Annotated in this window: 29 protein-coding genes and 1 tRNA gene; 16 read left to right on the plus strand and 14 right to left on the minus strand. The window is 51.4% G+C overall.

Annotated features, from left to right (window positions below; translation table 11 throughout):
* Positions 1-34: 34 nt before the first annotated feature.
* Entirely contained in the window at positions 35-484 is a 450-nt protein-coding gene (locus NVIE_RS00780; protein ID WP_075053577.1) for a hypothetical protein, read from the plus strand.
* Here the strand turns inward: NVIE_RS00780 and NVIE_RS00785 are convergent.
* Complete coding sequence (locus NVIE_RS00785; RefSeq protein WP_075055910.1) at positions 474-1,370, minus strand: transcription initiation factor IIB; 897 nt, start codon at positions 1,368-1,370, stop codon at positions 474-476. The genes NVIE_RS00780 and NVIE_RS00785 overlap by 11 nt on opposite strands.
* A 504-nt stretch (positions 1,371-1,874) precedes the next feature.
* On the opposite strand from NVIE_RS00785, the gene NVIE_RS00795 reads away from it, so the two are divergent.
* The 3 genes from NVIE_RS00795 (at position 1,875) to mscL (ending at position 3,381) form a co-directional block, all read left to right on the plus strand.
* Positions 1,875-2,207, plus strand: coding sequence for a hypothetical protein (locus NVIE_RS00795; RefSeq protein WP_075053579.1), 333 nt, complete (start codon positions 1,875-1,877; stop codon positions 2,205-2,207).
* A gap of 34 nt (positions 2,208-2,241) precedes the next feature.
* Positions 2,242-2,928 (plus strand): ribose-5-phosphate isomerase RpiA, encoded by a 687-nt coding sequence (gene rpiA, locus NVIE_RS00800; RefSeq protein WP_227717420.1) that lies wholly within the window; start codon positions 2,242-2,244, stop codon positions 2,926-2,928.
* 63 nt (positions 2,929-2,991) lie between these two features.
* Positions 2,992-3,381: a large conductance mechanosensitive channel protein MscL gene (gene mscL, locus NVIE_RS00805; protein WP_075053580.1), complete on the plus strand. Its 390-nt coding sequence runs from the start codon at positions 2,992-2,994 to the stop codon at positions 3,379-3,381.
* Here mscL and NVIE_RS00810 read toward each other — a convergent pair.
* Complete coding sequence (locus tag NVIE_RS00810; protein WP_075053581.1) at positions 3,378-4,784, minus strand: dihydroorotase; 1,407 nt, start codon at positions 4,782-4,784, stop codon at positions 3,378-3,380. The genes mscL and NVIE_RS00810 overlap by 4 nt on opposite strands.
* 109 nt (positions 4,785-4,893) lie before the next feature.
* Between NVIE_RS00810 and NVIE_RS00815 the strand changes: the two genes are divergently transcribed.
* The 4 genes from NVIE_RS00815 to NVIE_RS00835 all read left to right on the plus strand — a co-directional run bounded on the left by NVIE_RS00815 (position 4,894) and on the right by NVIE_RS00835 (position 9,095).
* A tRNA-Ala gene (locus NVIE_RS00815) sits at positions 4,894-4,966 on the plus strand.
* 2,427 nt (positions 4,967-7,393) lie between these two features.
* Positions 7,394-7,630, plus strand: coding sequence for a hypothetical protein (locus tag NVIE_RS00825; RefSeq protein WP_075053583.1), 237 nt, complete (start codon positions 7,394-7,396; stop codon positions 7,628-7,630).
* 152 nt (positions 7,631-7,782) lie between these two features.
* A complete protein-coding gene (locus NVIE_RS00830) occupies positions 7,783-8,088 on the plus strand; it encodes a hypothetical protein (RefSeq protein WP_075053584.1) in 306 nt (101 codons plus the stop codon).
* A 704-nt stretch (positions 8,089-8,792) separates the two neighbouring features.
* Positions 8,793-9,095 (plus strand): DUF3291 domain-containing protein, encoded by a 303-nt coding sequence (locus tag NVIE_RS00835; protein ID WP_158435017.1) that lies wholly within the window; start codon positions 8,793-8,795, stop codon positions 9,093-9,095.
* 126 nt (positions 9,096-9,221) lie between these two features.
* Here NVIE_RS00835 and NVIE_RS00840 read toward each other — a convergent pair whose 3' ends face one another.
* Entirely contained in the window at positions 9,222-10,139 is a 918-nt protein-coding gene (locus NVIE_RS00840; protein WP_075053586.1) for a polysaccharide deacetylase family protein, read from the minus strand.
* Between the two features lie 452 nt (positions 10,140-10,591).
* Here NVIE_RS00840 and NVIE_RS00845 point away from each other — a divergent pair, with 452 nt between their 5' ends.
* A complete protein-coding gene (locus tag NVIE_RS00845; RefSeq protein WP_075053587.1) occupies positions 10,592-10,867 on the plus strand; it encodes a winged helix-turn-helix domain-containing protein in 276 nt (91 codons plus the stop codon).
* 354 nt (positions 10,868-11,221) lie between these two features.
* On the opposite strand, the gene NVIE_RS14680 is transcribed toward NVIE_RS00845, so the two are convergent.
* From NVIE_RS14680 to NVIE_RS00865, 4 genes are all read right to left on the minus strand, one after another.
* Entirely contained in the window at positions 11,222-12,130 is a 909-nt protein-coding gene (locus NVIE_RS14680) for an IPT/TIG domain-containing protein (RefSeq protein ID WP_144239380.1), read from the minus strand.
* A 472-nt stretch (positions 12,131-12,602) separates the two neighbouring features.
* Positions 12,603-13,019 carry a hypothetical protein gene (locus NVIE_RS00855; RefSeq protein ID WP_227717421.1) on the minus strand — a complete coding sequence of 139 codons (417 nt, stop codon included), beginning with the start codon at positions 13,017-13,019 and terminating at the stop codon, positions 12,603-12,605.
* A complete protein-coding gene (locus tag NVIE_RS15800) occupies positions 13,003-13,203 on the minus strand; it encodes a hypothetical protein (protein WP_227717422.1) in 201 nt (66 codons plus the stop codon). The genes NVIE_RS00855 and NVIE_RS15800 overlap by 17 nt, the downstream gene beginning before the upstream one ends.
* Positions 13,204-13,205: 2 nt before the next feature.
* Positions 13,206-14,849 carry a patatin-like phospholipase family protein gene (locus tag NVIE_RS00865; protein ID WP_075053591.1) on the minus strand — a complete coding sequence of 548 codons (1,644 nt, stop codon included), beginning with the start codon at positions 14,847-14,849 and terminating at the stop codon, positions 13,206-13,208.
* A 243-nt stretch (positions 14,850-15,092) separates the two neighbouring features.
* On the opposite strand from NVIE_RS00865, the gene NVIE_RS00870 reads away from it, so the two are divergent.
* Entirely contained in the window at positions 15,093-15,452 is a 360-nt protein-coding gene (locus NVIE_RS00870; RefSeq protein WP_075053592.1) for a cupin domain-containing protein, read from the plus strand.
* Here NVIE_RS00870 and NVIE_RS00875 read toward each other — a convergent pair whose 3' ends face one another.
* The 3 genes from NVIE_RS00875 to NVIE_RS00890 all read right to left on the minus strand — a co-directional run bounded on the left by NVIE_RS00875 (position 15,453) and on the right by NVIE_RS00890 (position 17,800).
* A complete protein-coding gene (locus tag NVIE_RS00875) occupies positions 15,453-15,752 on the minus strand; it encodes a hypothetical protein (protein ID WP_075053593.1) in 300 nt (99 codons plus the stop codon). It lies immediately after the preceding gene.
* A 105-nt stretch (positions 15,753-15,857) separates the two neighbouring features.
* Positions 15,858-16,142: a C2H2-type zinc finger protein gene (locus tag NVIE_RS00880; protein WP_075053594.1), complete on the minus strand. Its 285-nt coding sequence runs from the start codon at positions 16,140-16,142 to the stop codon at positions 15,858-15,860.
* 434 nt (positions 16,143-16,576) lie between these two features.
* Positions 16,577-17,800, minus strand: coding sequence for an NAD(P)-dependent malic enzyme (locus tag NVIE_RS00890; protein WP_144239382.1), 1,224 nt, complete (start codon positions 17,798-17,800; stop codon positions 16,577-16,579).
* A gap of 182 nt (positions 17,801-17,982) precedes the next feature.
* On the opposite strand from NVIE_RS00890, the gene NVIE_RS00895 reads away from it, so the two are divergent.
* The gene (locus NVIE_RS00895) at positions 17,983-18,273 is read left to right on the plus strand and encodes a C2H2-type zinc finger protein (RefSeq protein WP_075053597.1); all 291 of its coding nucleotides are present in this window, start codon (positions 17,983-17,985) and stop codon (positions 18,271-18,273) included.
* 165 nt (positions 18,274-18,438) lie between these two features.
* Here NVIE_RS00895 and NVIE_RS00900 read toward each other — a convergent pair whose 3' ends face one another.
* Positions 18,439-19,251, minus strand: coding sequence for a hypothetical protein (locus tag NVIE_RS00900; protein ID WP_075053598.1), 813 nt, complete (start codon positions 19,249-19,251; stop codon positions 18,439-18,441).
* A gap of 207 nt (positions 19,252-19,458) precedes the next feature.
* Between NVIE_RS00900 and NVIE_RS00905 the strand changes: the two genes are divergently transcribed.
* The gene (locus tag NVIE_RS00905) at positions 19,459-19,758 is read left to right on the plus strand and encodes a winged helix-turn-helix domain-containing protein (RefSeq protein WP_075053599.1); all 300 of its coding nucleotides are present in this window, start codon (positions 19,459-19,461) and stop codon (positions 19,756-19,758) included.
* A gap of 98 nt (positions 19,759-19,856) precedes the next feature.
* On the opposite strand, the gene NVIE_RS00910 is transcribed toward NVIE_RS00905, so the two are convergent.
* Positions 19,857-20,069 (minus strand): hypothetical protein, encoded by a 213-nt coding sequence (locus tag NVIE_RS00910; RefSeq protein ID WP_144239383.1) that lies wholly within the window; start codon positions 20,067-20,069, stop codon positions 19,857-19,859.
* Positions 20,070-20,382: 313 nt separating this feature from the next.
* On the opposite strand from NVIE_RS00910, the gene NVIE_RS00920 reads away from it, so the two are divergent.
* Positions 20,383-20,874 carry a hypothetical protein gene (locus NVIE_RS00920; protein WP_075053602.1) on the plus strand — a complete coding sequence of 164 codons (492 nt, stop codon included), beginning with the start codon at positions 20,383-20,385 and terminating at the stop codon, positions 20,872-20,874.
* Positions 20,875-20,939: 65 nt separating this feature from the next.
* A complete protein-coding gene (locus NVIE_RS00925) occupies positions 20,940-21,704 on the plus strand; it encodes a ZIP family metal transporter (RefSeq protein ID WP_075053603.1) in 765 nt (254 codons plus the stop codon).
* A gap of 45 nt (positions 21,705-21,749) precedes the next feature.
* Here NVIE_RS00925 and NVIE_RS00930 read toward each other — a convergent pair whose 3' ends face one another.
* Positions 21,750-23,009, minus strand: a complete 1,260-nt coding sequence (locus tag NVIE_RS00930) for a cytidine/deoxycytidylate deaminase family protein (RefSeq protein ID WP_075053604.1) — start codon at positions 23,007-23,009, stop codon at positions 21,750-21,752.
* Between the two features lie 430 nt (positions 23,010-23,439).
* Between NVIE_RS00930 and NVIE_RS00935 the strand changes: the two genes are divergently transcribed.
* Positions 23,440-23,997 (plus strand): hypothetical protein, encoded by a 558-nt coding sequence (locus NVIE_RS00935; protein ID WP_158435018.1) that lies wholly within the window; start codon positions 23,440-23,442, stop codon positions 23,995-23,997.
* A gap of 46 nt (positions 23,998-24,043) precedes the next feature.
* Here NVIE_RS00935 and NVIE_RS00940 read toward each other — a convergent pair whose 3' ends face one another.
* Positions 24,044-25,015 carry a cache domain-containing protein gene (locus NVIE_RS00940; RefSeq protein ID WP_075053606.1) on the minus strand — a complete coding sequence of 324 codons (972 nt, stop codon included), beginning with the start codon at positions 25,013-25,015 and terminating at the stop codon, positions 24,044-24,046.
* Between the two features lie 113 nt (positions 25,016-25,128).
* Here NVIE_RS00940 and NVIE_RS00950 point away from each other — a divergent pair, with 113 nt between their 5' ends.
* Complete coding sequence (locus tag NVIE_RS00950) at positions 25,129-26,004, plus strand: cache domain-containing protein (protein WP_144239386.1); 876 nt, start codon at positions 25,129-25,131, stop codon at positions 26,002-26,004.
* Positions 26,005-26,041 lie beyond the last annotated feature (37 nt).

A 26,041-nucleotide genomic window follows, 5' to 3' on the forward strand; every position in this document is an offset into this window, starting at 1 on the left:
GGCATTTAAGCCGGCCGGATCAGTCTTTTCGCCAGTGCACAAGAACAACGTCAGACGACGAGGAAAGCTTGAAAGCAACCTTGCCGAGACAGTGCGCATGGCGTCAATCGTGCAAAAGGGTGTAGAAAGCGGCCGGTCCAGCTACGTCGAGATGAGGGCGCTTGCCCGGCTGACGGGCCAGAACGTCAGGGCAAAAGTGCACAAGATCCAGGCCAGCCTGAAAAAGGACGACAACGACAGCGGCAGCAGCCTCAAGGCCCTGCTAAAGACCCTTGCAACTGACATGTCGGAAGGCTATGCCGACGTGCTGACGCCAAACGGCATAATCAGGGACGACAAGCTCGACGCGCTTTTGTCGCTTGACTCTGACATTGTCACGTGCCTAAAGATTATTGCAGCAAAGGACAGTCCAAAGGAAGCAGAAGATGTCCTGAAAGGGCTTGTGGAAGAAAGGAAAAAGTTTGTGGCCGCCCTCAGAGCTTGAGGTGCGTCTTTAGGCCCTTGTAGCGGTTGCGGATGGTCACTTCTGTCACGCCTGCCGCCTCTGCCACGTCTTTTTGCGTCTTGTTCTCTCCGTTCATGACGCACGCCACGTACAGCGCGGCCGCTGCGAGGCCCATCGGGTCCTTGCCGGCAGAGATCTTGCCTTCCTCCGCCTTTTTCAGGATTTCAAGGGCCTTCCTCTTTGTCTTTTCTGAAAGGCCTGCCTTGCTTGCAATCCTTGCGACACATTTCACCGGGTCTACGACCGGCATCTTCAGGTCCAGCTCGCGGATAAGGAGGCGGTAGCACCTTGCGACATCCTTTTTCTTGATGTTGCTTGCGTTTGCGATGTCCTTGAGCGTCCTTGGAGTCTCGGTGTCGCGGCATGCCGCATAAAGCGCCGCTGCGACAAGCGCAGAGATGGAGCGCCCGCGCACCAGCCCTTTTTCAAGCGCCTTTCTGTAGACGTAGGCGGCCTTTTCAATCACCGCGTCGCCCACTGCAAGCTTGTCCTTGAGCCTGTCAAGCTCTGAGAACGCCTGGCGGAAGTTGCGGTCCACCGGCTCGTGCACCTGGCTCCTGCTGTCCCACGTCCTGAGCCTCTCGATCGTGCTCTTCATGGATGCGGAAAGCGGCTTGCCCGAGGCGTCCTTGTCGACGGGGCCGATGATTGTTGCAAGGCCCATGTCGTGCATGGCAAGAGACGTCGGGATGCCTGCTCTGCTCCTGTCCTCGTGCTCTTCCTTTGAGAAGGCGCGCCACTCGGGGCCCATCTCCTCTATCCTTTCGCTTACCACGAAACCGCAGTTACCGCAAAACAGTTCTCCGCTAGAGTTGTCTGTAACCATCGACCCTCTGCCGCAACGGGGGCAGCGGTCGCCAAACATAGAGATGTCTTTTACCAATTTCTATTCACCAAAACTCTTTTTTTGTTTCCCTTTTACGGCCTATATTTATATTTTATTCTAATATATAAACATTCTGGGGTCGCGGGGCTTTGTGCAAAAAGTCAGAAGTTGAGCGTGGGAATCTTGAACTTATGATACTGATTGAGCGTGGCTAAGTCACTTTTTAAACAAAGCCGGGGTCGCGGATACCGCGACAACACACACGCAAAAGCGCCCGCCCAGCTTGCATGTTGCAAGAAAAGCCGCGTACAGGCGCAAAGGTTGCAAATTGTGGAAACCTTGCGCGCATGCTTACCTTGGCTTGTGGCGCTTGCGCCTTTCTGCCTTGGCATATTTCTTGCTGCCAGACCTCTGGGCGCTGTAGGCGTGCGTCTTGTTGTTCTCGCGTCTTGCCATGCCTGCACTTGCAATTGACGCGCTATATATTCTATCTATCATCGTCTCCAGCAAAAACATAAATGGAATGATGCACGACGGAAAGCCATGCAAGGCAACCGCGTTCCAAGGTGGCTTGTCGAAAGCGACCCGTCGTGGGAAAAATCAATCGACTCTGATCTGGGCATGCTAAAGTGGACCAAAAAGGGCACCAACATCCAGGCAGTGTGCCCGCCGACAGGCATGTTCTGCGACATACTGGGTCAGGATAACAACGGCGTACAGGGCGGCCTTGCAGACCTAAGGGCAGGCATCGAGCGCATGAACAGGCAGCAGGCAAGCCCCGCCCAGGACATTTCAAAATACTTGTCCAGCCGCTACCTCAACCCGGGAATAAACGGGCCGGCGCGCTTTGACCTGAGAAGGACGCGCAAGTTCTAACTTTTTATACCCTGCGCACAGTGTGCATGTCTGTTTGTCGTCACTGCTGCAGGATGCAATACAAAAGCTGGCCAAGGACGCGGTGGGCAGGTTTGTCAGGCCAAATCAGGTGGTGGGCCTTGGCAGCGGGAGCACTGCTGCCTACATTGTCCGGGAGATGGCGGGCCTGAAAGCCAAGAACACGCTCCTCTGCGTCCCGACGTCATTGCAGATAAAGGTCGAGGCAGAGAAATCCGGCCTGCGCTTTGCAGACGAAGGCCGCATACCGGACATCGACATTGTGTTTGACGGAGCCGACCAGATCGACGGCAGGTTCAACATGATAAAGGGCGGGGGCGGCGCGCTCTTGCGCGAAAAGATCCTGATATCCTCTGCCAAGACAGTCGTCATTGTGGCCGACGAAGCCAAGTTTGTCAAGTCGTTTTCAAGGTCCGTGCCGATAGAGGTCCACCCGATGGCCCGGACGTCGGCTGCAAAAAAGCTTGAGGAGGTGGGAGGCAGGCCGGCCATGCGCACCCTTGACAAGGGCTACCCGTTTGTCACGGAGAACGGCAACATAATACTGGATACTGTATTTTCGTCGATCCCGGACCCGGAAAAGGCCGAGCTGGAACTGAAAGGGATCGCCGGCGTGATGGAAGTGGGGCTGTTCACGAGAAAGTCTGATGTCTACTACTACAGGGCAAAGAGCGACGGCACGTTTGAGATGGTCAATCCCTGATGAAGCATAATCAGTAAGGTACGTGCATCATCTTTTTATCCTGCCCTGCCGGAGCTTTGCCTTATGTCGGGCAGTAGCAGTGGCGGCAGCACCGCCCCTCCGCCAGAGAAAAAAACCCTGATGACGGAGTTTATCGACTTTCTAAAGACCTTCGGGGTGATAGGGCTTGCCATCGCGTTTGTAATCGGCGCTGCCGCGTCAAAGCTCGTGACTGCGTTTGTAAACGACATAATAACCCCGATAGTCGGGCTTGCGCTTCCGTCCGGCGACCTGAGGACACTGGCTTACAACGTTACAAATACTGCTACTGGGGCGACGTCGAAATTCTCGTACGGAGACCTGATAGCAAACATCATAGACTTTCTCATCATTGCCTTCATAGTCTTTTTGATGTACAAGCTCCTCTCCCGGTACAAGGTGCTCGGGGTAGAGGACAAGACGAAAAAGACCTAAGAGGGGAGCCTTGCAACAAACTGGCCGTGGCCGAGGGCGTCCTGCGCCACCTGGCCTGCTTCCATCACCACTCTTCCGCGCACCATCGTGAGCACCGGCCACCCCTTCAATCTCCAGCCGTCGTAGATGGTATAGTCAGAGTATGACTGCAACAGCTCTGGCGTCACCTTTTGCTCAAGGTCCATGTCGACCATCACTATGTCGGCGTCAGAGCCCTGCTGTATCGTGCCCTTTCTCGGGTACATGCCAAATATCCTTGCGGCGTTGTAACTCGTTATTTCTGCCACCCTTTCGATGCCTATCCTGTCGCCGTTGACGCCCCGGTCAAGGAGCACGGGGAGCATGGTGGCAATGCCTGGAAAGCCGGCAAGAGCCGACCACAGGTCGCCGTTTCCCATCTTTATGTCAAGCCTGTTTGCCACGTGGTCCGTGCCCACGGTGTCGATTATGCCGTTTCGAAGCGCCGACCAGACGCTCTGCACGTCGCTCTTTGAGCGTATGGGGGGCACCACCTTTCCTGTCATGCTTGCAAAGTCATAGGTGTGGGTGAGGTACTGCGGGCAGGTCTCGATGTAATAGTTGGCGTTTCCCTTTTGCCTCTCTGCAAGTATCGCGTCAAGCGCAGCGTTTGAGCCAATGTGCACAAAGTAGAGGTTTGCGCCAAACTTCCTGCCAAGGGCTGACACCTTGGCGACGCTTTCTGCCTCTGACTGCGCCGGCCTGCAGTCCGACCACGCCTTCAAGCCCGTCATGCCCTTTTCCTTTCCGCGACGGATGTGCTCTGCGCACACTGCGGGGTTTTCCGCGTGCACGAGGATTGTCGAGTGCTCTTTTGCGCCGCCCTCGACTATGGCGGACAGGAGCGAGTCGTCCATGTTTACCTCGCCGTCCTTGACCCCGTGCTCGCCGGGCTCCAGGTCCATGTATATGTGGTTGAGGTCCGCCCCTAGGTTCATGTATATTTTCAGCGAATTGATGCCCTTTTTCTTCAGGTAGGGTATGTCCTTGACCTGCTCCTTTCTCAATATCGACGCGTGGATCGCATAGTCGATGCAGTGCGCGCCCCTGCTTGCCGCAAGCTGCCTTTCGACTGCGCGGTAGTCGCTGTCGTAGAGGCGCAGCATGCGCATCATGGTCGTGACGCCGCCGACTGCCGCCGAGCGCGACTCTGTACGCGCCGCTTCGTCAATCGGGGTGTAGACGCCATAGTGGACGTGCGGGTCTATTGCGCCTGGCAAAACATACTTGCCGGCCGCGTTTATCTTTCTCGATGCGCTTGCGTTCTGCGACGGCTTTAGCGTCTTTATCCTGCCGTCTTCAATGGCGATGTCGCACTCGACGACTCCGACCTTGGGTATGACGGCCGACGCGTTTGTGACGAGTATGTCGCAAGAGTTTTCCATTCCCGGTGCTCTCTGTGTCCGCTGACACCTGCGTGCACGTGCTCTTATGACTTTATCGTTCTTTTTACACTGATGTTTTATATTCGGGCTGTTGTTGCATGTGGCTTGCGGGCTGGTAGTTCAGGGGTAGTAATGCTCGCTTCGCAAGCGAGAGGTCGCGGGTTCAAATCCCGCCCAGTCCATTACTTACGCGGACTCGACTACTGACGCAATTTTACGTAGGGGGTCCGCGTAAGATGCCAACCAAGCTGTCAACCATCGTAGAAAAGTGCATAGAAGCGATTCGCAACAAGATCCTTTCTGGCTGCCAAAGCAAGGCATATTCGGGTGTTTAAAGTCGGAATATGAAGAAAAACACCCGCGCCCGATAATGGCACAGCACGAGCGCGGGATGTAATGACTCTTGGCCGTGGCTTACAACTTCGGGTGATCAGGGAAGCAGATTTTGTCTATTCCTCGGGGATTCTCACCCCATTATCAGACGACTTTGCTTAGCCTGACCCCGTCGTTAATGATGCTAGAAGCTTTGTACTATATCAGAGAGGAGAACATCTTTAGGGAATTAAACGAGTATTTGCCTCATTAAACTGGTAGCTTGAAGAAGTGCAAAGTTAAGAATCTTGTAGAGGCTAATTACGGTGATTCAGACATGTCCACCTGCGAAAAATGCACCTGCAAGACTGCTACGAGCTTGATGGAATATGAGGAAGGCGGCAAGAGGGCTTTTCGATATAGCGGCAAGCTGTTTTGCCAGGAATGCTATCTCGAGATACTGCGAACCAACGAACCAAGGCAGGCAGAGATGCTGCTGTTACAACTGTCAAGCTAAAGAATCAAGGGGATGACGCGCGTCATACCCTCATTTTCCAGTATGACGCTGAAAACAGTAAGGGCAGGCATACGTCTGGACAGGGAAGGCATTGACTTTTTGAGAGGTCGACGTCTTTGGCAATACATCAGAAGGCGCAAGGTGGTGCATCAAATTTTGCAGACTCTGTGGCATTCAGGCCATCAAGAAGATAAAATCAAAAGTCTAAACCATCGAACCCTTTGCGAGCAACTTGGAGCATAGACTAAAGAAGCAGGCCTCATACTGCTTCTAAAGATGCACATCTCCATGATGTTTGGCCTTGTTCTTGTGCCTTTCAAGTGACTCTTTGGTGGTAAATGTCATTTTGCATATCTTGCATCTGAAGCCTTGTGAATCCTTCGCGCGATTAAACGGATTTTTCATGATCAGGAGTGCTGATTGGCAGTGGTTATAAAAGATCACTTAACCATGTTAAGTCAGGCGCCCAGTGGCTATATCTCACACTCAATCAAGTTAATCTTTCGTCTCTCTTGACACCTTTACTACTTTACAATACGATAGAAATCCTTTCTACGTCCACATCCATTCTGGCGAGTCACCGGGCTGTAGGCGCGGGGCATGAACAATTTCCATAGGAATAGAGGCTGAAAGGGTGTTTCCATCTGGCCTGTCCCGCACCTTGGACCTCGGAGAAAGATACTTTGGCTTAGTCATGTAATACACTGTAAAATTGAAAACAACGTTATGTATTACACAGAAGTATCACATTGCGGTCAAAAATGACTCCAACAACACTTCAATGTCAAATAAAAGAAGTGGTTGAGTCCGCGTACACGCCATACTCAAATCCCGCCCAGTCCACTTCGACGTTGCGGAGGTTGCCAGCATCTTTTGAATGCGATTCGCCTAGTTAAATATCATTTTAGGCACGTGCGTTTTCCCTAACGGGAAATGTTGTCTTTTGCCTGCTTGTCAATCTTTTGTGCAAATCATAAAGGCTAGAAAGGAATATTGTAAGTGCCCCAAATATTACAATAAGTTGATTGCCCTCCATGTGGGCAAACAATGTGATTCCTAACATGCAACTAGCGTAAAACACGCCGGCACTCCATTTATGAATTAAGAAATGGCCAAGGCCCGGGAATGTGACTCCCCAAAAATATGCAATATTTGGCATTTGGAGAGTTCTCGCACACGAGTCAAAAGAATACGAGCATGTAAACGAGTTTACAGATGCCCGCGGTGAAAATCCAAGAAACCACAAACAGAATAATGCCCGGAATAATGGCTAAGCACCGATTTTAAGACTGGACATTACGGGTTCAAATCCAGCCCAGTCCGCTCACTTTCTACGCTGCTGCATTTGCTGTTGTGCTTTTTTGAATTCCAGTATGATGCCTCTCTTTGCGTCCACGCCAAATGAAAGCAATTCTCCAGTTTCTAGCGGGATGGATTCTACAACCACGCCACATGAAGGGCAACGCAGGTCATCTATGGATTCTGTGATTGATGATGCACACCAATAGCAAGAATTGCACAGCAGGAAACTAGCAGCACTGGACCTGCCCGAGGGTCTCTGCCCCTCTGTCCTTGATAGCTGCTGTTCTCCCAAGTTGCCCATAGGGAATTCGCCAGTAGGGGATAGCACTATAAGAATATTCTGCAATTGCAGTTGATTGCTCAATAAAATTTTCTTTTTTGGTTAAAACCTAGCCTCAATATCCTGATTTAACAAGGGAACTGATGCCGATGGTGCGAATCCTCCAGTCCATTTGTGGTCTACTGCCGTAAATCTGCCATGCCCGAAAGCGCGGCCACATCTCTATTAGACAGAATATCCAATCAAGATGTCATGGTGGAAACAAAAAAGTTGCTTCTTGAGGCTGAAATCCTAATTGACGTGCCCAAAGATATCGTCGAGGATGAGGAAAGACTGGATGATGTCACACAAGGACTAGGCAAGGCTCTCACCAAGGGGCTCTACGACCAAGGAATAGACTTTCAGGTTAGCCGGCTAAGCTTTAGGCTGAAATAAAATAAGGTGTCGCCGAGCCGTCATTATTGATTGCGCGGCTGACCTAAAGCGCGATAAAACCTCCTCAATAATGTGTGTGTATATCCTAAAATGCCATGCCGTAATGGTTTCGTTTATGTAGATTGATCGCGTATTAATAATACAGATGCAACATGGGGGCGGTTTTCAGGCCCGGAGATATAACAAAGGGTCGCAAAAGCATCATACAGAATGCCCTGAAAGACACCCATCCAGATATTAGAAAACAGATCCTGGACCTACTCAGCTCCTGGGAGGGGACGAAATCGGAAGAAAAACTGATGGTGATGATGGGAAAGGAGAAAGCTGAAACATTCCTCAAAGAGATCTCCAAGCAAGAAGAAAAGAGGGATAATAGCGTTAACGATAAAGTGCAAATTACAAGGGCAGGAATGCCTGCGGAAGAGGAGGAAGAAGAAAGAGCCGCGAAAAAGGATTAAACACTTGGAATAGAAGGTCAAGTGCGCCAAAATGGTAATAGCTGTTGTTGGCTATAGTCTAATGCGACAGAAAAAGAGATCATGCGCTTTTCTAGATGTTCGTGCAGTAGAGTCGAAGAAGCGTTCCTGCGCATAATTAACAAGATATCATAATCAACAATAAAACAAAGGAGAGGATTATTTTGGAATCAGCCGCCGTCATCCTTTACAAGACCGGCTGCCTGAAAGAAGCTGGTCAGTGCGTGGACATCGTTTATCTTGTAATAGTTTTGCATCGCGCTAATCATTGCATTATCGTAGTATAGGCGTCGTGACATCTGCATTGGTATCTACAGAACTATTGGTGTTAAGCGTACTTGTCAAAAGTGATCAGAGCAAACAGCCAACGATGTAACGCTGTCGCAGAATCCGGTATATTCTTTCAGGTTCTTGGCCGGCCCGTCAAAATTGAGTCATTGTCGAATCGATGCTGCAGCCATTATTCTTCAGATAACAAATCGCCTTGACAAACTGACAGTCAATGGTACGCAAGTTACCTGTGCCCCAAAACTTTTGAAATAACTCATTTTACCCACTTTGACGTAGACGATGTGATGCAGGAAGACCGAAGCCCCGATGGCTCTGAAAAGCAGGAAGGTGAATTCATATGCGTTGCCACTTTTCTTCCGCTAAAAAGCTGGAAGTACATGCTGCCTTTTCAGCTAATGACGTCAAAAGTGTTGAAACAGGCAAAGAAAAGCAAAGGGATGGTCAACTATGCCGTCAAGGCTAATTTTCCAAAGAAGCATTTCTGGACACTATCAATCTGGAAAGACCAGGATTCGTTCAGGAACTTTGTCATGGCAGAGCCGCATGCCACTGCCATTGCAAAATTCAGCAGATGGGCCGGCGATGGTTCAGCGTTTGTGGAATGGGCAAGTTCAGACGGCTCTATCGACTGGGCGGAGGCCCTGAAGAGGCTGCAGAGCCCTACTTTTTACTATGGCAATAAAAACACTGGTGCCTGAACGGTTACGTCAAACTGTCGCCGGATCTGGTTGCGCCTCTCTGCCGCCAAATATTTTTTCCACCTGGGGATTCTTGCCGGCCCTCCTTTTTGCCTGTACGATAGGTTGCTACATGTTCTCTGCTGTCTAGTTGCCAAAGCTCAGCCGGAATGAGGGGACGACGATCGTATTGGCCAGAGGCGCTATGATGTCTGAAACGGTGCTGTTGTTGTCAACGGCCGGAGGAGGCGTCTGTGCGTCGACCGTGCTGGAAAACGTCCCTATGTGGTAGCCCTGGTCATTGATCCATGTTATAAGGGCATCGAGATCGTCTATCTCTGTCTGTGAGATGGCTTCGGTGGGGTTGTTGTTTGCGTCCTTTACCGTGAAATCCTGCGGGTGGAGCGTTACCACCGCATAGCCATAGCTGGCAATGGTGCTGTCTATCTGGCTTTCAATCCTGGTCAGGGGCGTCTTTGTCGGCGGCTCTGAATCGTAGGTGTAAAAGCCTATTGCCTGCGGAAGGTGGTACACGCCGTACTGGTCCTTGAGGTCAGAGCCGGCGGCCGCCTTGTAGATCTTGTTGTCCGGGCTGTCGGGCTCGTCAGGGTCGTATATGCTGCCCATCTCTTCATCAAACTCGGAGCTCAAGATCGTTAGGCCCGCTTGGCTGGCTGCCTCGAGGGTGTCGTCGTTGTACGCATTGTACGGGGCCACAAATATTCTGGTCTTGCTTCCAAACAGCTCCTCCATTTTCTGGTTGGCCGTTTCCAGGGTCTCCTGCTGTTCCTTCAATGGAAGCGTCCGGTAATCCACGTGGTTCCATCCGTGCAGGGACGTTTCAATCAGGCCTGTCGCAATGCTTTCCCTTACCTTGCCGACTATGGCGGGATCGTTTCCGATATGGTTCATTATTATCGCCAGGTCAAGGCTCTCGTTTCTTTCCACGACCTTGTCGATAACTGCGGACTGGACGGTGACGAGCCAAAAGTCCTGGACGTCATCCAGCCGAAATATCACGCAATTGCAGGCGTCAGTCAGGGCATGCGCCTTTGTCGGCAACATAATGTTGTTGCCGCCGGCGGCGGCCGCTAGTAGTAACATTGCTGCTGCTATTATGGCAAAATAAACAAGATGATGCTTTGGCAGCCTCGTTGTACTGAAGTGCGGGTTCACCGCCAGATGTACGAAGAATTAACTATATGTCAGAGATGACCAATTTGCAGTGCTCATAGATTTTCTATATAACGATATTCATTGCCGCAGTGAGTTTTCTTGTTCAGACGATATAAATCGCAAAAGTTAGTATCAGCTTTGCTAGAGAGGGCGCCTCTGCTTAAAAGTCCTAGTGGAAACAGTGCCGGGACATCATGACCTTGCCCGGCGCCGCCCGCAGCCAGCTCTTGTGAATTTAACCAGAAAGATCCACAGTATGGAACAGAGTAGTAGTCTCCTAGAATATTTCTCTGATTTTCTAATATGGGTACTCATTTAAATGACTAATTCCTATAATCCTTGTGAAATACAGAAGCAGGATGGACATCGCCGCTGACGTGCTTGAAGTTGCACAGGGCGGCGCGATAAAGACGAGGATAATGTACAAGGCCTTCCTGTCGTTCCCGCAGCTTAAGGAATACCTTGAGCTTTTGCAGGGCGGCGGGCTCCTTGACTATGTGGCCGAGGAAAAAGAGTACCGTGCCACAGAGCGTGGAAAACGCTTTTTGAAAATGTACAAGGAGGTAGGGCAGGCTATACTCCCTGCAGGGCTCAAGAAGAAAAAGATGCTGGCCTAGGGAAAAAACTCGCGGTCAAAGGTCAGAGGCGTGCTTGATGGCAGCAGGCACATACAGGCCACTCTCCTGCCTGCGAGGGTTAAGGGCGGCTGCCTACCGTACACACACGCGATATGTCCGGAATAGAATGATGATGATAATACTATGATGAACTGAAATCGCTCATGCGTTCAGGCAATCGCTAAATCGTGCCCTTGCAGAATCGCTTGACAATTACACAACCTGACGGCTTGTCCCGCACTTTTTGCGTATGAGAGCTGATGGGCAGAAAAGAAAGGAAAAAAGAAAAAGTGGTAGTGTGGCAGCGTGTGACTGCCACATCATCATATGCCTGCAGTTTTTTGTCTCTACTTTTTACGGAGGCGTTCTTGGAAGCGTTGTTGGAGCTGTGGTTACGTTGAGCGTAGCTGAAGCTTCGACGCCGCTGTCGTCCGTCGCAGTGATCTGGTGGTCGCCAACTGTCGTGTCCGCCGGGATGACCACAGCTACGGTGAATGCTCCACTGGCGTCAGTTGTTATGGTCGAATTTGTGTCAAGCGGATTGCCGTCAATCGACAGTGTCACATTCTGGTTATCGCCAAAGCCCGAGCCGGTAATGAGAAGTTCGCTTCCTGCATTGACTGACGTCGGCGTCAGGAAAAGTGATGCGATGCCAATTCCCGGAGTGGACGTTGCGTTTCCGGGTGTCGTTGCAGTTTCGTTGCCAAGTGGCACAGGTAAGGTCTCGTTGCCTGGTGGCACTGCTGATGATGTCGCGTTGCCCGATTCTTCAACAGTGAACGTGGCAGTTGCGCTTTCTCCCGAGCTGCCTGTCGCCTTTACTTCGTGGTCTCCGATCGTTGCGTTATCTGGTATGAGTGCTGTTGTAGAGAATTCACCCGTGGCAAACTGTATCATGTTCCCTGTCAAGATGTAATTGTCGTCAAACGTAAATCCAAATGTCTGCCCCGCTGAGAATCCGGTTCCATCGATAGTAACGTTGCTGCCCGCTCCGCCAGAAGTTGGCGTCAGGGTGATCGATCCTGCTGCTGTTGTTGATGATGATGTTTCGTTACCTGGTGGCACTGTAGATGATGTCTCGTTACCTAACGACATTGTAGAAGTTTCGTTGCCTGGCGGCGTTACCGTCGTTTCGTTGCCCTGTAGGATCTGTGCTGCGGCGTTGCCTGCTACCAATCCTGGCGCCGCGATTGTGCCCAAGATTGCCAGACCGACTATGGCAGCCAGTACTGTTGTGTGTCTTCTTGTTGTTGTTTCAAACATGTGCGTTCAAGTAAATTTTACACACGCACAAGTTAAGGGACTCTGCGGATAGGTGTTTCCAACTAACCTACTGTGCGGCACGCACAAAAAAATCATCTTGTTTCAACGAACAAGTGCTGTGTTGTGATCCGGCTATTGATTGCATGCTAGAGTTCCATCCAGTCAGGAGATTCACGTATCTTCATCAGAGTTTACTGTTACAGGAATGATAGCAGTACGGCAAACAGTGCTTGTTTTTTATCGTATTTGAATCTGTGCGCGGCTTCTAGTGTCTCTTATTTTCATCACGTCATGTGGCATCGTCGCCGGACAGACACTGCATATCCTGATTATTTTCTGTCGCGGCACTGTTGCTATCTTGTCGAGCAAGTTCCTGCAGGCATAATCTTTCGGATATAGCCCACGTTGACTGTGCGTTTATGCAGGGCGCCATGTCTGGCGTTAGTCAACGCATTTCCTGCATGCTGTATTTTCAGATTCTTTTCCATCTGGCATATCTTCTTGATGCCAGAGCTTTCAAATCCGTTTCCCCTTTCACTTTGCTTCCCGCAGGGCGAGTGGCATCGATGTGCTGAGCTGGAACCTTCTTTTCCCTTACTGCTGCAGCCGCCGCTTGCCTTCTTTTTGTTGTTTCCTCATAAATCCATATCAGGGTAGATAGCGTGTATACCGGGATAAAGTCTCCGATCACAGGAATAAATTCAAGCGCGTTAATCACGGCAGCCTTTTTGCTCTTTGTTATTGAATACAGTACCATGCTGACAAAAGCATCGGTGACATCGCCGATCAATGGGGTGGCAAAGAGGGGCGCTGCAACATAGTCCAATACATCTGCAACGACCGAGATTCCAAGCGCGGCAGCCGCCCTCAATCTAAATGGAATCATCATCCTGCTGTCTAGCCTGGATATTTTTTCTCTGCCCTGCATTTTTTTCTGTGGTTACTTTTACGTGCAGGGTGCCTATAAGCATATCACTAGCGATATTAATTTCTTGAGATGTACCCGCTGCCAAAATGCACAAATTCCAATAGAAATTAAAAAGAACAAAAGGATACTCGCTTATTGCCGTCATAATCATACGTATCGCAATGCGTCTGAATATCCCTTCTCCATCAGTTGCGTGATTGTGTCCGACGAGAAATCAAAGGCTTTGCCGTATATGTCGTTTTTATCGTCAGCTGCAAGTTCTATTCTTACCACCTTTTCCACGTCGAATCTGCCTCCAAGCAGGTCGCCGTATTTTCTGTCCCTCCCGTCGCGTTTCTTGCTCTTTGCGTCTGCAGCCCCTAAAAAGTTGCGAATTTCTGTCTCGACCGCATCCTTGCTCCTTGCCTGCTCGATTGCTATTTTGATCAGCTTGTTGGCCAGATCGATGTAATCTGTCACAAGGTTTGCAATCTTTTGGTCGTACTTTGTCTTGTCATGGTACAGGATGTCGCCCACTCTGTTCTGTATGCCGTCTGGATCTTTTGGAAAATCGTCTTTTTCCACAGTCGGGTACAGATCGACAATATACACTTCCAGATCCGGGACCGTTGTTGCAGCTCTTGCTTCTTTTGCTTTTGACATCGCGGCAGCCGCGGTTAAGGATGCCGTGTTGCTGTGGTTCCTTATTTTGTGCCAGTAATCTCGATGAGCCTGCAACACCTCCCTTAACGGCGTGTTGCTGAGGTAAAAGCCGTCCCAAAAGTACCTTGTCTCCTTCTTTAAAGTGTCTGCCTTGTTCTGTTCTTCTGTTATCGTGGTTGCCTCGAGATCTGGCGGCCTGTACCTCAGGTGCGATGACATGCTCGTCAGCAAATGGTCAATCGAAAGGCCTTGCCCATACTCTATTACGTGCCTGTCCCTTCGCCTGCCGTCTCCTCCAACTGTTTCGTGAGCATACTCTGTTTTCCACACGCCGTTTTCCTTCTCATAGCTATCAAACGTCGCCGTGATGGCGTCTTTCACGTCCACGCTCACAAAAAGAAGCCTCGGCTCATTTTTGTCGTAGCTGGTCTTTATTGGACGCTTTTCGTAATCCCAGTACTTTTTTATCGCCATTGCCAGCGGCGCGTTGCCGTAGCGGACAAGATAGTTGTATGGATTGTGGAACCTAAAGTCTGGCTGTATTATCCCCGGGGACAAGACATTCGGCGTTCCCAAGGAAGTAAATGCAAACTGGTACCACGACCAGTAGCGCCTGAAAGCTTCTTCTGAAGCCAGAGGGCCGAGGTTGTCTGGCCATAGAAAGTAATACGACAGAAACGGCCATTCCTCTCTTGTGCTGGTCGCCGCTTGCAGGTTTGGCAGTACAAACCTGCCAAAAAAGTCAGCCTGAAATTTCCTCGCGTTTTCCCAAAACTGCCAGCCCCTGCTGAGCCACTTGCTATCCGGCCAGAATATCGGCGTGGAAACATCCCGCCAGAAATTGCAGAGCATATCTGAAGCCCCCTCCCACCTTCTCTTCCTGATGACATAGTCTACAATGAGGGCCGCATTGATGGCCCCTGCCGACGCGCCTGCGACGATGTCAAACAGGTTTCCTTGCTGCCTGCCGTCCCGTCTGTTGCTGTCGTCGTCCAGCGGCGACAATTTTTCTGACAATGCCTTGAAAACGCCTGCCTCATACGCACCGAGAGCCCCGCCGCCTTGGAGGATCAGGGCCCTCTGCTTTCTAGGAACGTTATTGTTGCCCGCGTTTTCCTGCGTGTTGGCCTGACTCTTTTCTGGCTGCATGCGTGTTCTTGCTTTTTATTCTGGATCGATATATTTTAGATAACCGGTAATAACCAACCATCCGCCCGCCCGCTAACAATATAGCAAAGACACGGCCAGCGACACAAAATACAAGATGTCCTCCTCGTTTTTGCGGTCGGTCTATTTTTTACTTGCCGCCCCGCAGTACTGATCGGTGTTCTCGTAAATGCTCCTATAATCTCGCAGAGAAATCCATAATACAAACGAAATCCCCACGCTTATGTGGCAAGCATTCAGAAGAAAAACCTGGATTCGCCAGACGAAACGCGAAATTTTGACAAAGGCAAGATGCAGATAGTGAATGTAGAGGATGTGACTCTTGGCCGCTTTGTACTTGAGCCGGGCTGGCAGTGGTCAAAGTCAGTCAAACCGCTGGTAAAGACAGACAGTTGCCAGCAGCATCATACAGGCTACATAATCTCTGGAAGGATGAGGGTCAGGATGGACAACGGGGCTGAAGCAGAAGCAGGCCCTGGAGACTTTGCGATAATACCGCCGGGTCATGACGCCTGGGTGGTGGGAGACGAGCCCTGCACTGGCATAGACTTTACAGGGGCAAAGACGTACGCAAAAAAATCATGATTAGCCTGTCTTCCTGAGCCGGCTGTCGACCGCGTCCAGGTTTTCTTTCAAGAACTTTTTGTATGCAACTAGAATTTTTTTCTGACCTGCCCTTGGGATGCTGTCTATGCTGTCAAGCAGGTATTCCATTTCGTTAGACATGTTGTTGATGTGGTCGTCTATCGCCACCCTCTCCTCAATAGCAACCGTGACTGAACGCAGCTGGTCTTTAATCGCCTGGGCAGATGACTTTGCTTTTAGGGAAATTTTCTCCAGCTGTTCTTTGGCGCCAGGGTTTTTGCCTGCTTTCTTTGCAACCATGTCTTATAAAGTCGCTATCGCATCTAATTAATCTTGAAGTACTGTCTTCTTTCTTGTTGCTTTATTAGCTTGCATAGCATATATACCTGACACTGTGCGCCAGCATCAAACGTGATGGGCGTGGCTCTCGTTTAATTCCTCCTGCTCCCTGGCAATTTCCTTGTCTTGTTCAGTAGATTCTTCATGTAACGTTCCGTGTGCTTCTTTTTCCAGGTGCTGTTTTCTATCTTCATCCGTGTTAAATACGGCTCCGCAAACAAAGCACTGGAAATCTGCAGTTATTTTTTCGATGCCGCGGAAACTCTGCCTGGAGTCTGAAGATGCTTCGTCTGCTTTCCGGCTATCCTTGACATTATCATTCCCATTCCCTTTTTCTGATCCATCCGTCATACTAGATCATAGTTCATTATGGCAGATCGTGACTCATAAAGGCTGTCAATGCATATTCTTTCCTGCCCTCTGCTAGCCTGCTTGCCGATTACCTTTGGCCGGGTTTCTTGATCTCTGATTCAAGGCATCCTTCGCGTTTGTGCTGGATCTGGACAGCCTTTGCTTCCATCATCGTATTGCAGAACTGCTTGAGATTATGCCGCTCGCAAATTACCCTGTAGCCCATATACGCGCCTGTGGAATATGTATACGCAATCTTGCTATTTAGCATTGACATACAACCCTGTTCTGCAAGTCTCTGGAGGGTGTGCTTCTTGTACTGCTTGCGATGCAGCAACAGCCGTTCCTTCTGTCAAGCAGGCTATGGGCAACAAAAAATTAGGAAAAGCAGGGTTTGCAGCGATGGCTGCAGAGCCTCTGTTGCTGTTGTTGTTTTATTGTGGCAGGACCTGCCGTTCCTTGGCATCCATGTGCTTCATGACCGCGTCCCGCAATGTCTGCGTAACAACCGGGAGGATCCTGGGGTCGTTTACCCTTGGGATTATGAAGCTCTCTGTCAGGTGCTTGCGGTCGACAAGGCTTGCGATTGCAAAGGCCACTGCCACGAGCATGTCTTCGTCCAGGTATCTCGCCCGGAGATCCAGCAAGGCTCGAAGGACAGAGGGGAACACCACTGCATTATTGATCTGGTTGGCAAAGTCCGACCTGCCAGTTGCAGCTATCCTTGCCCCCGCGTCCAGAGCGTCAGGGGGAAGTATCTCTGGATCCGGGTTGCTCAGCGCAAACACGATGGCGTCTTTGTTCATCGTCCCGACCATTTCCTTGCTTATGATGTTCCCCCTGCCCGAGACTCCTATGAACAGGTCTGCCCCGTTGATGACGTCGCCGATGCCTCCGCGGATTTTTCCAGCGTTGGTCCTTTCGGCTATTTCCTGGCGGTACCTGTTCTTGCTGCTACTGCTACTAACAATGTCCGCCCTTTCTTTGTATATTGCGCCTTTGCTGTCTGCGACAATGATGTCCCTGCAGCCCGCTTGCTCCAGTATCCTGTATATCCCGTACCCTGCAGAGCCAGCCCCTGCTATGACGACCTTGATTTTGTCCAGCTTTTTTCCAACCAAGTCCAGCGCGTTTACAAGCGCAGCCAGAGTGATAACAGCAGTCCCGTGCTGGTCGTCGTGAAACACCGGGATGTCCAGCTCGTTTTTCAGCACCTCTACAATCTCGAGCACCTTTGGGGACTCGATGTCTTCGATGTTGACAGCTCCAAATCCCGGCTGGATTGCCTTTACAAGCCTGATTATCTCCTGCTTGTCCTGGGTGGCTATGCACAGGGGTATCGCGTTAATGTCTGCCAGCGACTTGAAAAGGACGGACTTGCCTTCCATGACAGGGATTGCAGCTTCCGGCCCGACATTTCCAAGGCCCAGAACCCTGGTGCCGTCGCAGATTATGGCCACGTTGTTCCATTTTGAGGTATATTCGTAGGCCAGCTCTTTGTTTCCGCCTATTTCCTTGGATACATAGGCTACTCCCGGCGTGTAAATCAAGCCCAGGGTGCCTTTTTCTTCCTCGAATATGTTGTCGACAGCAACCCGGTTGCGTATCTCTATCTTGCCCCTGAGCATCCTGTGTAGGTTGATTGCGTCTTCCTTCAATCCCAAGCGATCTCTTTACACCGGGATGATAATGTCGCTTCTCGCTCTTATGTCTTGGACAATATATGTGTCTGCGCAGCAATGAAATGCCAGGATTGGCGCGGGTTTTTGAACAAAATACCCGGCGCTGGCCTAACCATAGTTAAACAATGATTTTATCATAGGTTTGCAACAATCTCTGTGTGATCCTGCGCAAGGAGTTCTCATGCGACCAGTGCGATGCCAAGTTTGAAAATTATGATGACCTGATAAAACACGCCCGGGAAGTGCATCACCATGCGATTGTCCGCTGCCATGACTGTGGCAAAGAGTTCGTACATGAAAAGGACAGGCTCCACCATGTCAGAGAAGAGCATGAAAAGAAAGCCCTATCCCGGGCAAACAAGAACCTGCACAAGCACAACGTAAAGAATCCTGCGCCCCAGGACGAAGTGGACCTGCACAGGAAAACGTTCAGCAGCAATTTTGAATGATTCTGTGACTGGCACATGATTTTGCAGCAGAATTAACTTTTGAAGCGTATAATTATTTAAAAAAAGAGCAGGGCTGTCCGCTCTTTTTTTCCGTCTGGAACCTGCTTGCCAGGCAGTGTGCTTGACCGCACACACACGCAATTTCGCAGCCCGGGCGGTACTTGCTTATGACGCCGCCTGCAGGCCGTACGCCGTCATCAGGCTTGGGTGAATCTTCATGTGCGCTATCTCCATGATCTCCATCGGGGACGCCTTGCCTTTGATGGCGCTGGCAAATGCCGGGAACGCGTCGTCAAGCTCCTTCACCGCATTGTCCGTTCCGGAAAGGGCTTCTGGCTTGATCTGCTGGTACAGCTCTTGCGCCTTCTCTGCAAACGCCTGCGCGCTCTGGTAATCTGGAACGCTTGCGACCGTCGCATTGGCCCGCATATCCGTGTCAGGTGTACTCATGCTTGACATGTCTGTCATGTTGCCTTCAAAGCCTACTGCTTCGCCATAGTGTTCAAGCGCTTCGTCTACCAGGTTTGCCACCACTGTCGCCTGGACTGTTGAATTGGTCGCCTGCGACCTTTCAATGCGGACCTGCACGGCCTCATCCAGCAGGTCGCTGACTGCCTGTACGTCCTGTCTTACTTCGTCAGGGCTGGCGCCTGAATCTATCGCCGTTTTCAGCTGCTCGATGGATAGCGGGAGGTCATTGGCTATCCTCTGGTTCTTTTCTGCTATTTCCTCTATCGTAGAATTGGTCAGCGCTTCGGCCGCGTGTTCAATGTGGTGGTTTGCCACTTCCTTGTCTGAAGTACTGTTGCCGGCAAGCAACGTCTCCACCTTTATCTCCTGTACCATTGTGAGGAATTCCACGTTTTCATTACCTGCAAACGTGTGTGCGTATGCCCTGCTGACGGAACCAAGGGCAATGGCCGACCCAAGGAGGATCGCAGAGGCAAAAATGGCCAAAGCCATCGAGATTGTCTTCATCAGACAAATTTTCTGCTTGATCGGATTAAAGCGTTGTAGTACACGTGACGAACCGTCTAAGCGATTAGATGCATCATATAGTATATGCTGCAGGTAGCACCGTCCCGGAGAATGTTCCGGCAGATGCACTTGCTTGCATGACAGGCAAAATTTCTGTAACCCGAGTTAAACTATTCTTTTATCGCAGCAAGTGTTATTGTGTAACACATGAAGGTGGAAAATTACGGAGAAAGGGGCCTTGACAACGGCATTGTGCTGAAACTGCTCTCTGCAATTAATACGGGCTCTGAGAAAAAGCAGCTGGAATCTGCAGCCGGCATTTCAAGCAAGCAGTTGAGCCGGTACCTGCAAGAGTTGATCAAAGGCGGCCTTGTTGGCTACGACGCTTCAGACGGCACAACGCTCAAAATAACTGAAAAAGGGTCCAGATTCCTGATATCGTACGAGCGCGTTGCTGCATCACAGACAAAACACGAACCGCCCAAAGGGCTCTTCGACCTCGAATGACTAGTGCGCTGTTGCGCACATATGTATGTGCACGCAGGCTGATGCAAACAACAACATCTCTGCCATGTTCCCGCATGGAGTGACGTGTGCGATTATTATTATTTCCGCCTTATGCCCAACGCCATCATCCATCCTCCAAGCGTAACAATCACGATCGGGAGCATCGAAGTCAGGTACAGGTTGCCGCCGCTATCTGCTATGCCGCAGTTGCCAACGCATTCTGGAGTAACAGGCTGCATACTCACGTACAAAAACAGCATAGCTCCTGCTGCCATTATGACTCCGCCCAGCGCGACAAGCTTTGCCTTCATTTCTTTCTTCTGCATCCTGTTTTTGGATGGTGGCTTATTTATCGCCTTGGCTTTTCGAGTAACAATGTTACACGTGGTATAAGAATGCGTATTGGGAATATTACGTCAGGTGGCAGGGTTGAAAGGAGCTCATGCAAAGTGGCTGCAATACGCTGGAATAGGTGCCGGCATATCTCTTGCTGGCGGCTTGATTCTTGATATTCCTCTTGCGCAGATAGCGGTGACCATGGCGCTGACGGCCGGTCTTGTCTTTAGTGGCTTTGCAATGCAGTCGGTTGGCCGCCAGCGCGAAAAGGCAATACGACAATAGCACATGGCAGCCCTGACACCAATTCGCCTCAACCGTGGCGTCATACAGTGGTCAGTCATGCTGTATATCGCGCTTGTGGTCCCTGTCAGCCTGCTGCACGAAACAGGCCACGCTTTTGTATGTTCTGCAAGCGGCTTTGGCTATTCGCTGTGGATAGACGGCATGGGCGGTCACACGGTGTGCGCCGGCGCGCCAGGCGATTCTGTCGCGTACGGCGCGATGGGTGGCGTGTTTGGGCTGCTTGGAAGCGCTGCAATAATCGGGTTCTGGGCCGTAGCAAAAAGGAGGAAGCACCCTGCGGTGCTGGTTGTCGGCCTTGCCTATGCTGTTGACCAGGCCGCCAAGTTGATCCTCGAAGGGTTCTTTACCCCGCTCTACGCCTCTGGCGCAACAGACCTTTTCCTGACTGCCCTCCAGCTTGCGTCGTGGATAGGCTTGACCATCTATTTCGCAAGGACTCCAAGGGCCCAGGCAGTAGCAAGCAGGACAAAGTAGCAGCTAATCACGGCATCAGCGTAAACGTCCCTTAAGTAGTGGCGATGCATTAATAGCTGCGCCAGATGGCAGAAAACGCGCTGGTCGAATCCCTGATGTGGGGATTTGTCTCCAGCTTCTCTTTGCTGCTTGGGGCGGTGACTGGGCTTGTGTTTCGCCTGCCAGGAAAGGTCGTTGCAAGCGTGATGGCGTTTGGAAGCGGGGTCCTGGTAGTCGCGCTGACGTTTTCGCTCCTGGGCGAGGCTTTCCGGTCTTCGCAGGACATCCTGCCTTTGATGGTTGGGTTTGTGGCTGGGGGCTTTGCCTACAATTTTGCCAACCTCGTTCTTGGCAGGGTGACCGGCGTTCCCCGCAGGAGGCGGCGCCCAAACGTGGAAAAAAGAAGCGCCGATGCCGGGCCTCCGGGACTTGCGCTGCTGGTGGGCTCCCTCATGGACAACATACCGGAAAACATCGCCCTCGGGATCTCTATCGTGGTGGCCGGGGCGGTAAACCCTGTCCTTGCAATCGCCATCTTTCTCTCTAATTATCCTGAGGCCCTTTCTTCTGTGCAGGGGATGAAGTCCGACGGGATGAGCAGAAAGTTCATACTTGTCAGCTGGTCAGTCGTGGTGGCAGCCGGAACGGCGGCCTCGGCAGTCGGCGTTGGCCTTCTGGCCGGCTCGGACCCTGCAATAATCTCTTTCTTCCTTTCCTTTGCCTCAGGCGCGATACTCGTCATGCTTATCGAGTCCATGATACCTGAAGCGTTCCTGGAGGGGGGAAGCCAGATCGGGCTGGCAACGCTTGCAGGATTTGCCCTTGCATTTGTCGTCCACCACTTTCTCTGATGATGATAAAGATGGAGAAAAAGAAGAAGCAGGCTCTTGTGGGTTCTAGGGGACTCTTGCCATGCAGAATTCCTTCAGGGCATCGTCCTGCGTTTGCTGTATCACGTTTTCCAGGTTTGCGGTCCTTGAATAAAACGGGGGCAGGCTGCGCAGCATGCCTGACAGTTCCGAGACGTCCTGCCTTGGGATGACGTATTCAAGCTGCCCGCGGCTATTCCTTGGAAGCTTGCCTTCAAAGAACGAGCCAAGAGAGCCGACCTCCATCAGGCCTGCCGGGCTTCTTGCCGGGCCAAACAGGATTGCGATCTTGCAATATTTTGGGTGAGCCAGGTACCGCCTGCCGTTTTCTCCTGCATCGTTTACCAGCGAATAATACCTGCGCATCATGTCAAGCAAAGGCGTCTGCTCAACAGGACTTGCGCCTCCTGCCAGCAGGATGTTCCCAAACGGGTCTATGATGCAGGCAGAGTTGAACAGTCCTGCATTTCTGTAGGATTCCCTTGCCTTGCTTATCAGTACCTGCCCAAGCGCAGCGCCGGGTGCACCCGGATTCAGGGTGTGCTCCTCCGAGAATGCCTGTGGGTTATGGTGCCTGATAGTTTTCACCAGGTGCGATGAAGGCTTGCTCTTGGCAAGCAGCCCGGGATTTTCCAGGCGGTCTGGCAAAATCCAGTCCTTGTTTATGTTATTTCTGATCTTGGCAAGGCTGGACGTAAAGGCCCTAGTGGAGCGCTTGTCAAAAAGCGGGTCGATTTCGCTTCCAGAAAAGATGGAGTCTTGCGATCCCGCAAAGCTTCTTTTTCCGCGCAGGCCAAATGCAGAGAACCTTGCCGCCTTTTCTTGCCGCAGTTCTGCCGGCAATGTGGTCAGGTCGTCCTGACCCCTGCAGCTGACGCCGCATTCGGGATCGTCTGAGATGCGGATTACGTTCATACCTGCGCTCAGGATTGCGCCTGCGCACATTATGCACGGATCAAGGGAGCATACTATAGTCATGTCTGCAGCCGGAGGCAACAGCGGCAACGCCTTTTTCCTGGAAAAATAATACCAGTCCAAAAGCTGTTTTTCAACATGCGCGGTAGGATCGGCTACTATCGTCGTACTTCCCGCTGCTATCACCCTGTTTTGCATCTTTTTCAGCACTCTTCCGGTGCTGTTTTCAATCAAGAGGCCGCCTACTCCAAACGTGCCCTTCGCAGCCGCCTTTTCTGCCTCCTCCACCGCTATTCTGGCGCATTTTTCAGCAAGCAGGCCGCTGCTACCACTGCCACGGTCCATTTCTTTCTCTAGCATGACAGCTGGCATGGAAGCTAAAAAACTCTGGCGTGTACAGAGAGGGGATTAACGTTTGGCTCCGAGTGCAAAACACATCATTTTTTGTTTCAGGTCCGTCTAGACTCTTCATCGCCGCAAATGATGAAGCAATGATGGAGTACTTGATGCTTCCGTCCGTGCATGGCAGTGGCAGGCTAACTTAAATAACATAAGAACGCACATCACCCTCAGTGAGAAAATTCAACAAGACAACCAGCGGCAAGTGCGAATGCATTTGCCACAGCAGGCCAAATACTGACTATTGTGGGTATTGTTCGCCTGCGCACAGGCGTACCACGTACGCAAAATAGTAAATCAGGCTCCGTGCAATTCTGGCACGCCCTCGTTTCTTTCATCATGCGACAGCTTGCCGGAACTTGAAAGCATATATCAAGACGCCCTTTTCAGTATAATGTTATACATGTCTGCAAATAATAATAACAACAACAGCAACAAGACAAAGTTCAGCATCTTGGCAATAGCCATTGTAGCATCTGCCGCAATAGCGATTATCATGCAGATGACAAGTTATGCTACTGCACAACAGCAAAACAGCAGCACCATTGTCCGAGTCCAGAAAACCGTCATGTCCGCTCCCGCGCCGGTCACCGCACAGGGGCACCCGACCCACCAGGTCGTCTTTGCCCTCCCGCTGAGAGACGACGGCAGGATCTGGTCTGGCACGGTCACGTTTACCGCAAGCAAGCCAATAGAGATAGAGGTGATGCACCGGTACAACCCTGCCGTGGCACCCACCGCCGAGTACGGCCAGCCGCCGGTTGCCGTCATCAACGGCACCACGATAACCTACTCACACATGACCGGGATTGTCGACACGCCGATCCTTTCGGGAGACTCGCCAATCTCGTCGGGCACCTTTGACTTTACGGGAAGTGCCCTTCTCTTCCACAAGAGGAGCGGCGAGCCCTTTACTGTGACCTACACGATTGACGCGGTCGCAAAAACCCTGACGCAATAATGAGAATTGGGGCCGGCTATGCGCCGGGCCTCTCTGCCTTTTTTTATCATGATTTTTTTGCAACCACGACAATTGCAAGGGCCACGCCTACCGCCGCTGCAATTGCAATCGCGGAATACACCTGCGTCCTCAGGTCCTGCACCGGCTTTATGATCGACTCGTAGGGCTGGATGGAAAACACCGCCCATGTAGTACCAGGCGCCCTGACCGGGTGGTACGCAACGAGCATCTCCTTGCCTCCTATTGACTCGACTGCCACGCCTGACTCGCCAGAGATGGCCTTTTTGTACACGTCCATGTCCGCAAGGGGCTTGCCGGCTCCTTCAAGCGCAGACACGATCTCGTTTGAATACACAACCTCGTGGCCGTGCTGGTCGGCGTAGGTAAAGCGCCTGCCGTCGTCGCCCTCAAACATGTCCTTTGCAAACCTGTCCAGATTTTGAAGGTGTACAAGGCCTATCCAGAGGCCTTTCAGCTCGCCGCCGGACGCGATCGGGACTGCGACTGCTGATGCGCTTGCGCCGCTTGACGCGGAAATATACACTTCGCCAAGGTATGTAGAGCCGCTGTTCACCGCTCCCTGGAAGTAGTCGCGGAATGCAAAGTTGGTCCTTGTCAGGTTCATCTGCCTGTAAAACGGCTCTTCGATGTACATCTCGCCATCTGGAAGTATGAACGCTATGGCCTCGATGTCTTGGCTCTTGGACAGAATCGACTGCGCGACCTGCCTCTTTTCTGCGTCCACGTTTTCAGGCACTCCGTGAAGCTCTGTTGTTATCTGTGACGCGTGTGGTGCGCCAGCCACCTGCGGCAGGCCACCTGTTGCTTCCATGAGCGACGCTACAGTGGAGAGCTTGCCCTCCGTGGCGATGGCCAGAGTGCGAATGTCGCTTGCTTCCTTTTCCATTATCTTTTGCTCAAGCGCGCTGATGCTGGCCGTGCCAGCTGCAGCAAGTATGATGATAGCTAGTGCAACTGCAATTGAATACGCTGCAAGGTTCCTGCTCTTACTCGACAACAATATCTGCCATCCTGTTATGTGCAGGATATAACCTTTCCATAGATCTTTGTATCACTAAAATTTCCGCACAGAGCATATATCCAAGTGGGTGCTTGAGTAGCAAGCGTATAATGTCCTCAACAAAATCCGGGCGGGTTGCCATGTCCATGATAATTGCCGCAGCCATCGTGGCCGCGGCAGGCATTATTGCCGTTGCATACGTTATTCCAGAAGGAAGCAGCAAGCCTGCAGAAAACCCGTCAGGCGTGCGCCTACTTGCCTCAAACCTTGAGGAAAGGATCGCAAGCTCTGTCAAAGTGATGAGCCTGACAGGCTTGGCGCCAGAAGTCCGAAACACCGACTCGCTGTCGCTTGTAAGCACCGCCCAGATGGGCATCCCGCAGGACGCAGACGTAGCCAAGAGGCAAGTTGCCAAGAACATTATTTCAACGTACGGCGATGATGTTGCAAGCATCTTTTTCCTCACGCCTGAGGGAAACATCTACATCGGCGAGCCTTTCGAGCAGCAAAAGCAACTGCCGAGGCTGAACTACTCTGACAGGGACTGGTACCAGGGGGTCTCTGCTACCAATGATGCGTACGTCAGCTCTGTCTTTATGTCCGCAGCCATCCACGAGCCGGCAGTCGCAGTCGCCGTGCCGGTCTACGGGCAAGAGGGCACGGAAAAAGAGAGCGCCATCGGCTACTGGGTTGCAATCATCAACCTTGACGAGATAGAAAAGGGCCTGAGGCAGCTTGAAGGCGGCTCACGGATAATATTCGCAGACCACAACGGGACTGAAATCGCCGACTCGGCAAGGGATCCTTCTACTACGCGTACGGACCTGAGAAGCTTATCAAACCTCGAAAGCGTCAAGGCCGCGCTTGCAGGCAAGACCGGCTCCCTTGTGGAGGTAGTCGACGGCAAGACCATGAAAGTAAGCTATGCCCCCGTGAAGGCCCATCCGCACACGTGGGCAGTGGTGTCGATGCAGCCTGCAGGCTGATAATAATAATTGTTTTTATCTGTGCTTGCCGCCTTAC

This window comes from Nitrososphaera viennensis EN76 (assembly GCF_000698785.1).
Lineage (GTDB): Archaea > Thermoproteota > Nitrososphaeria > Nitrososphaerales > Nitrososphaeraceae > Nitrososphaera > Nitrososphaera viennensis.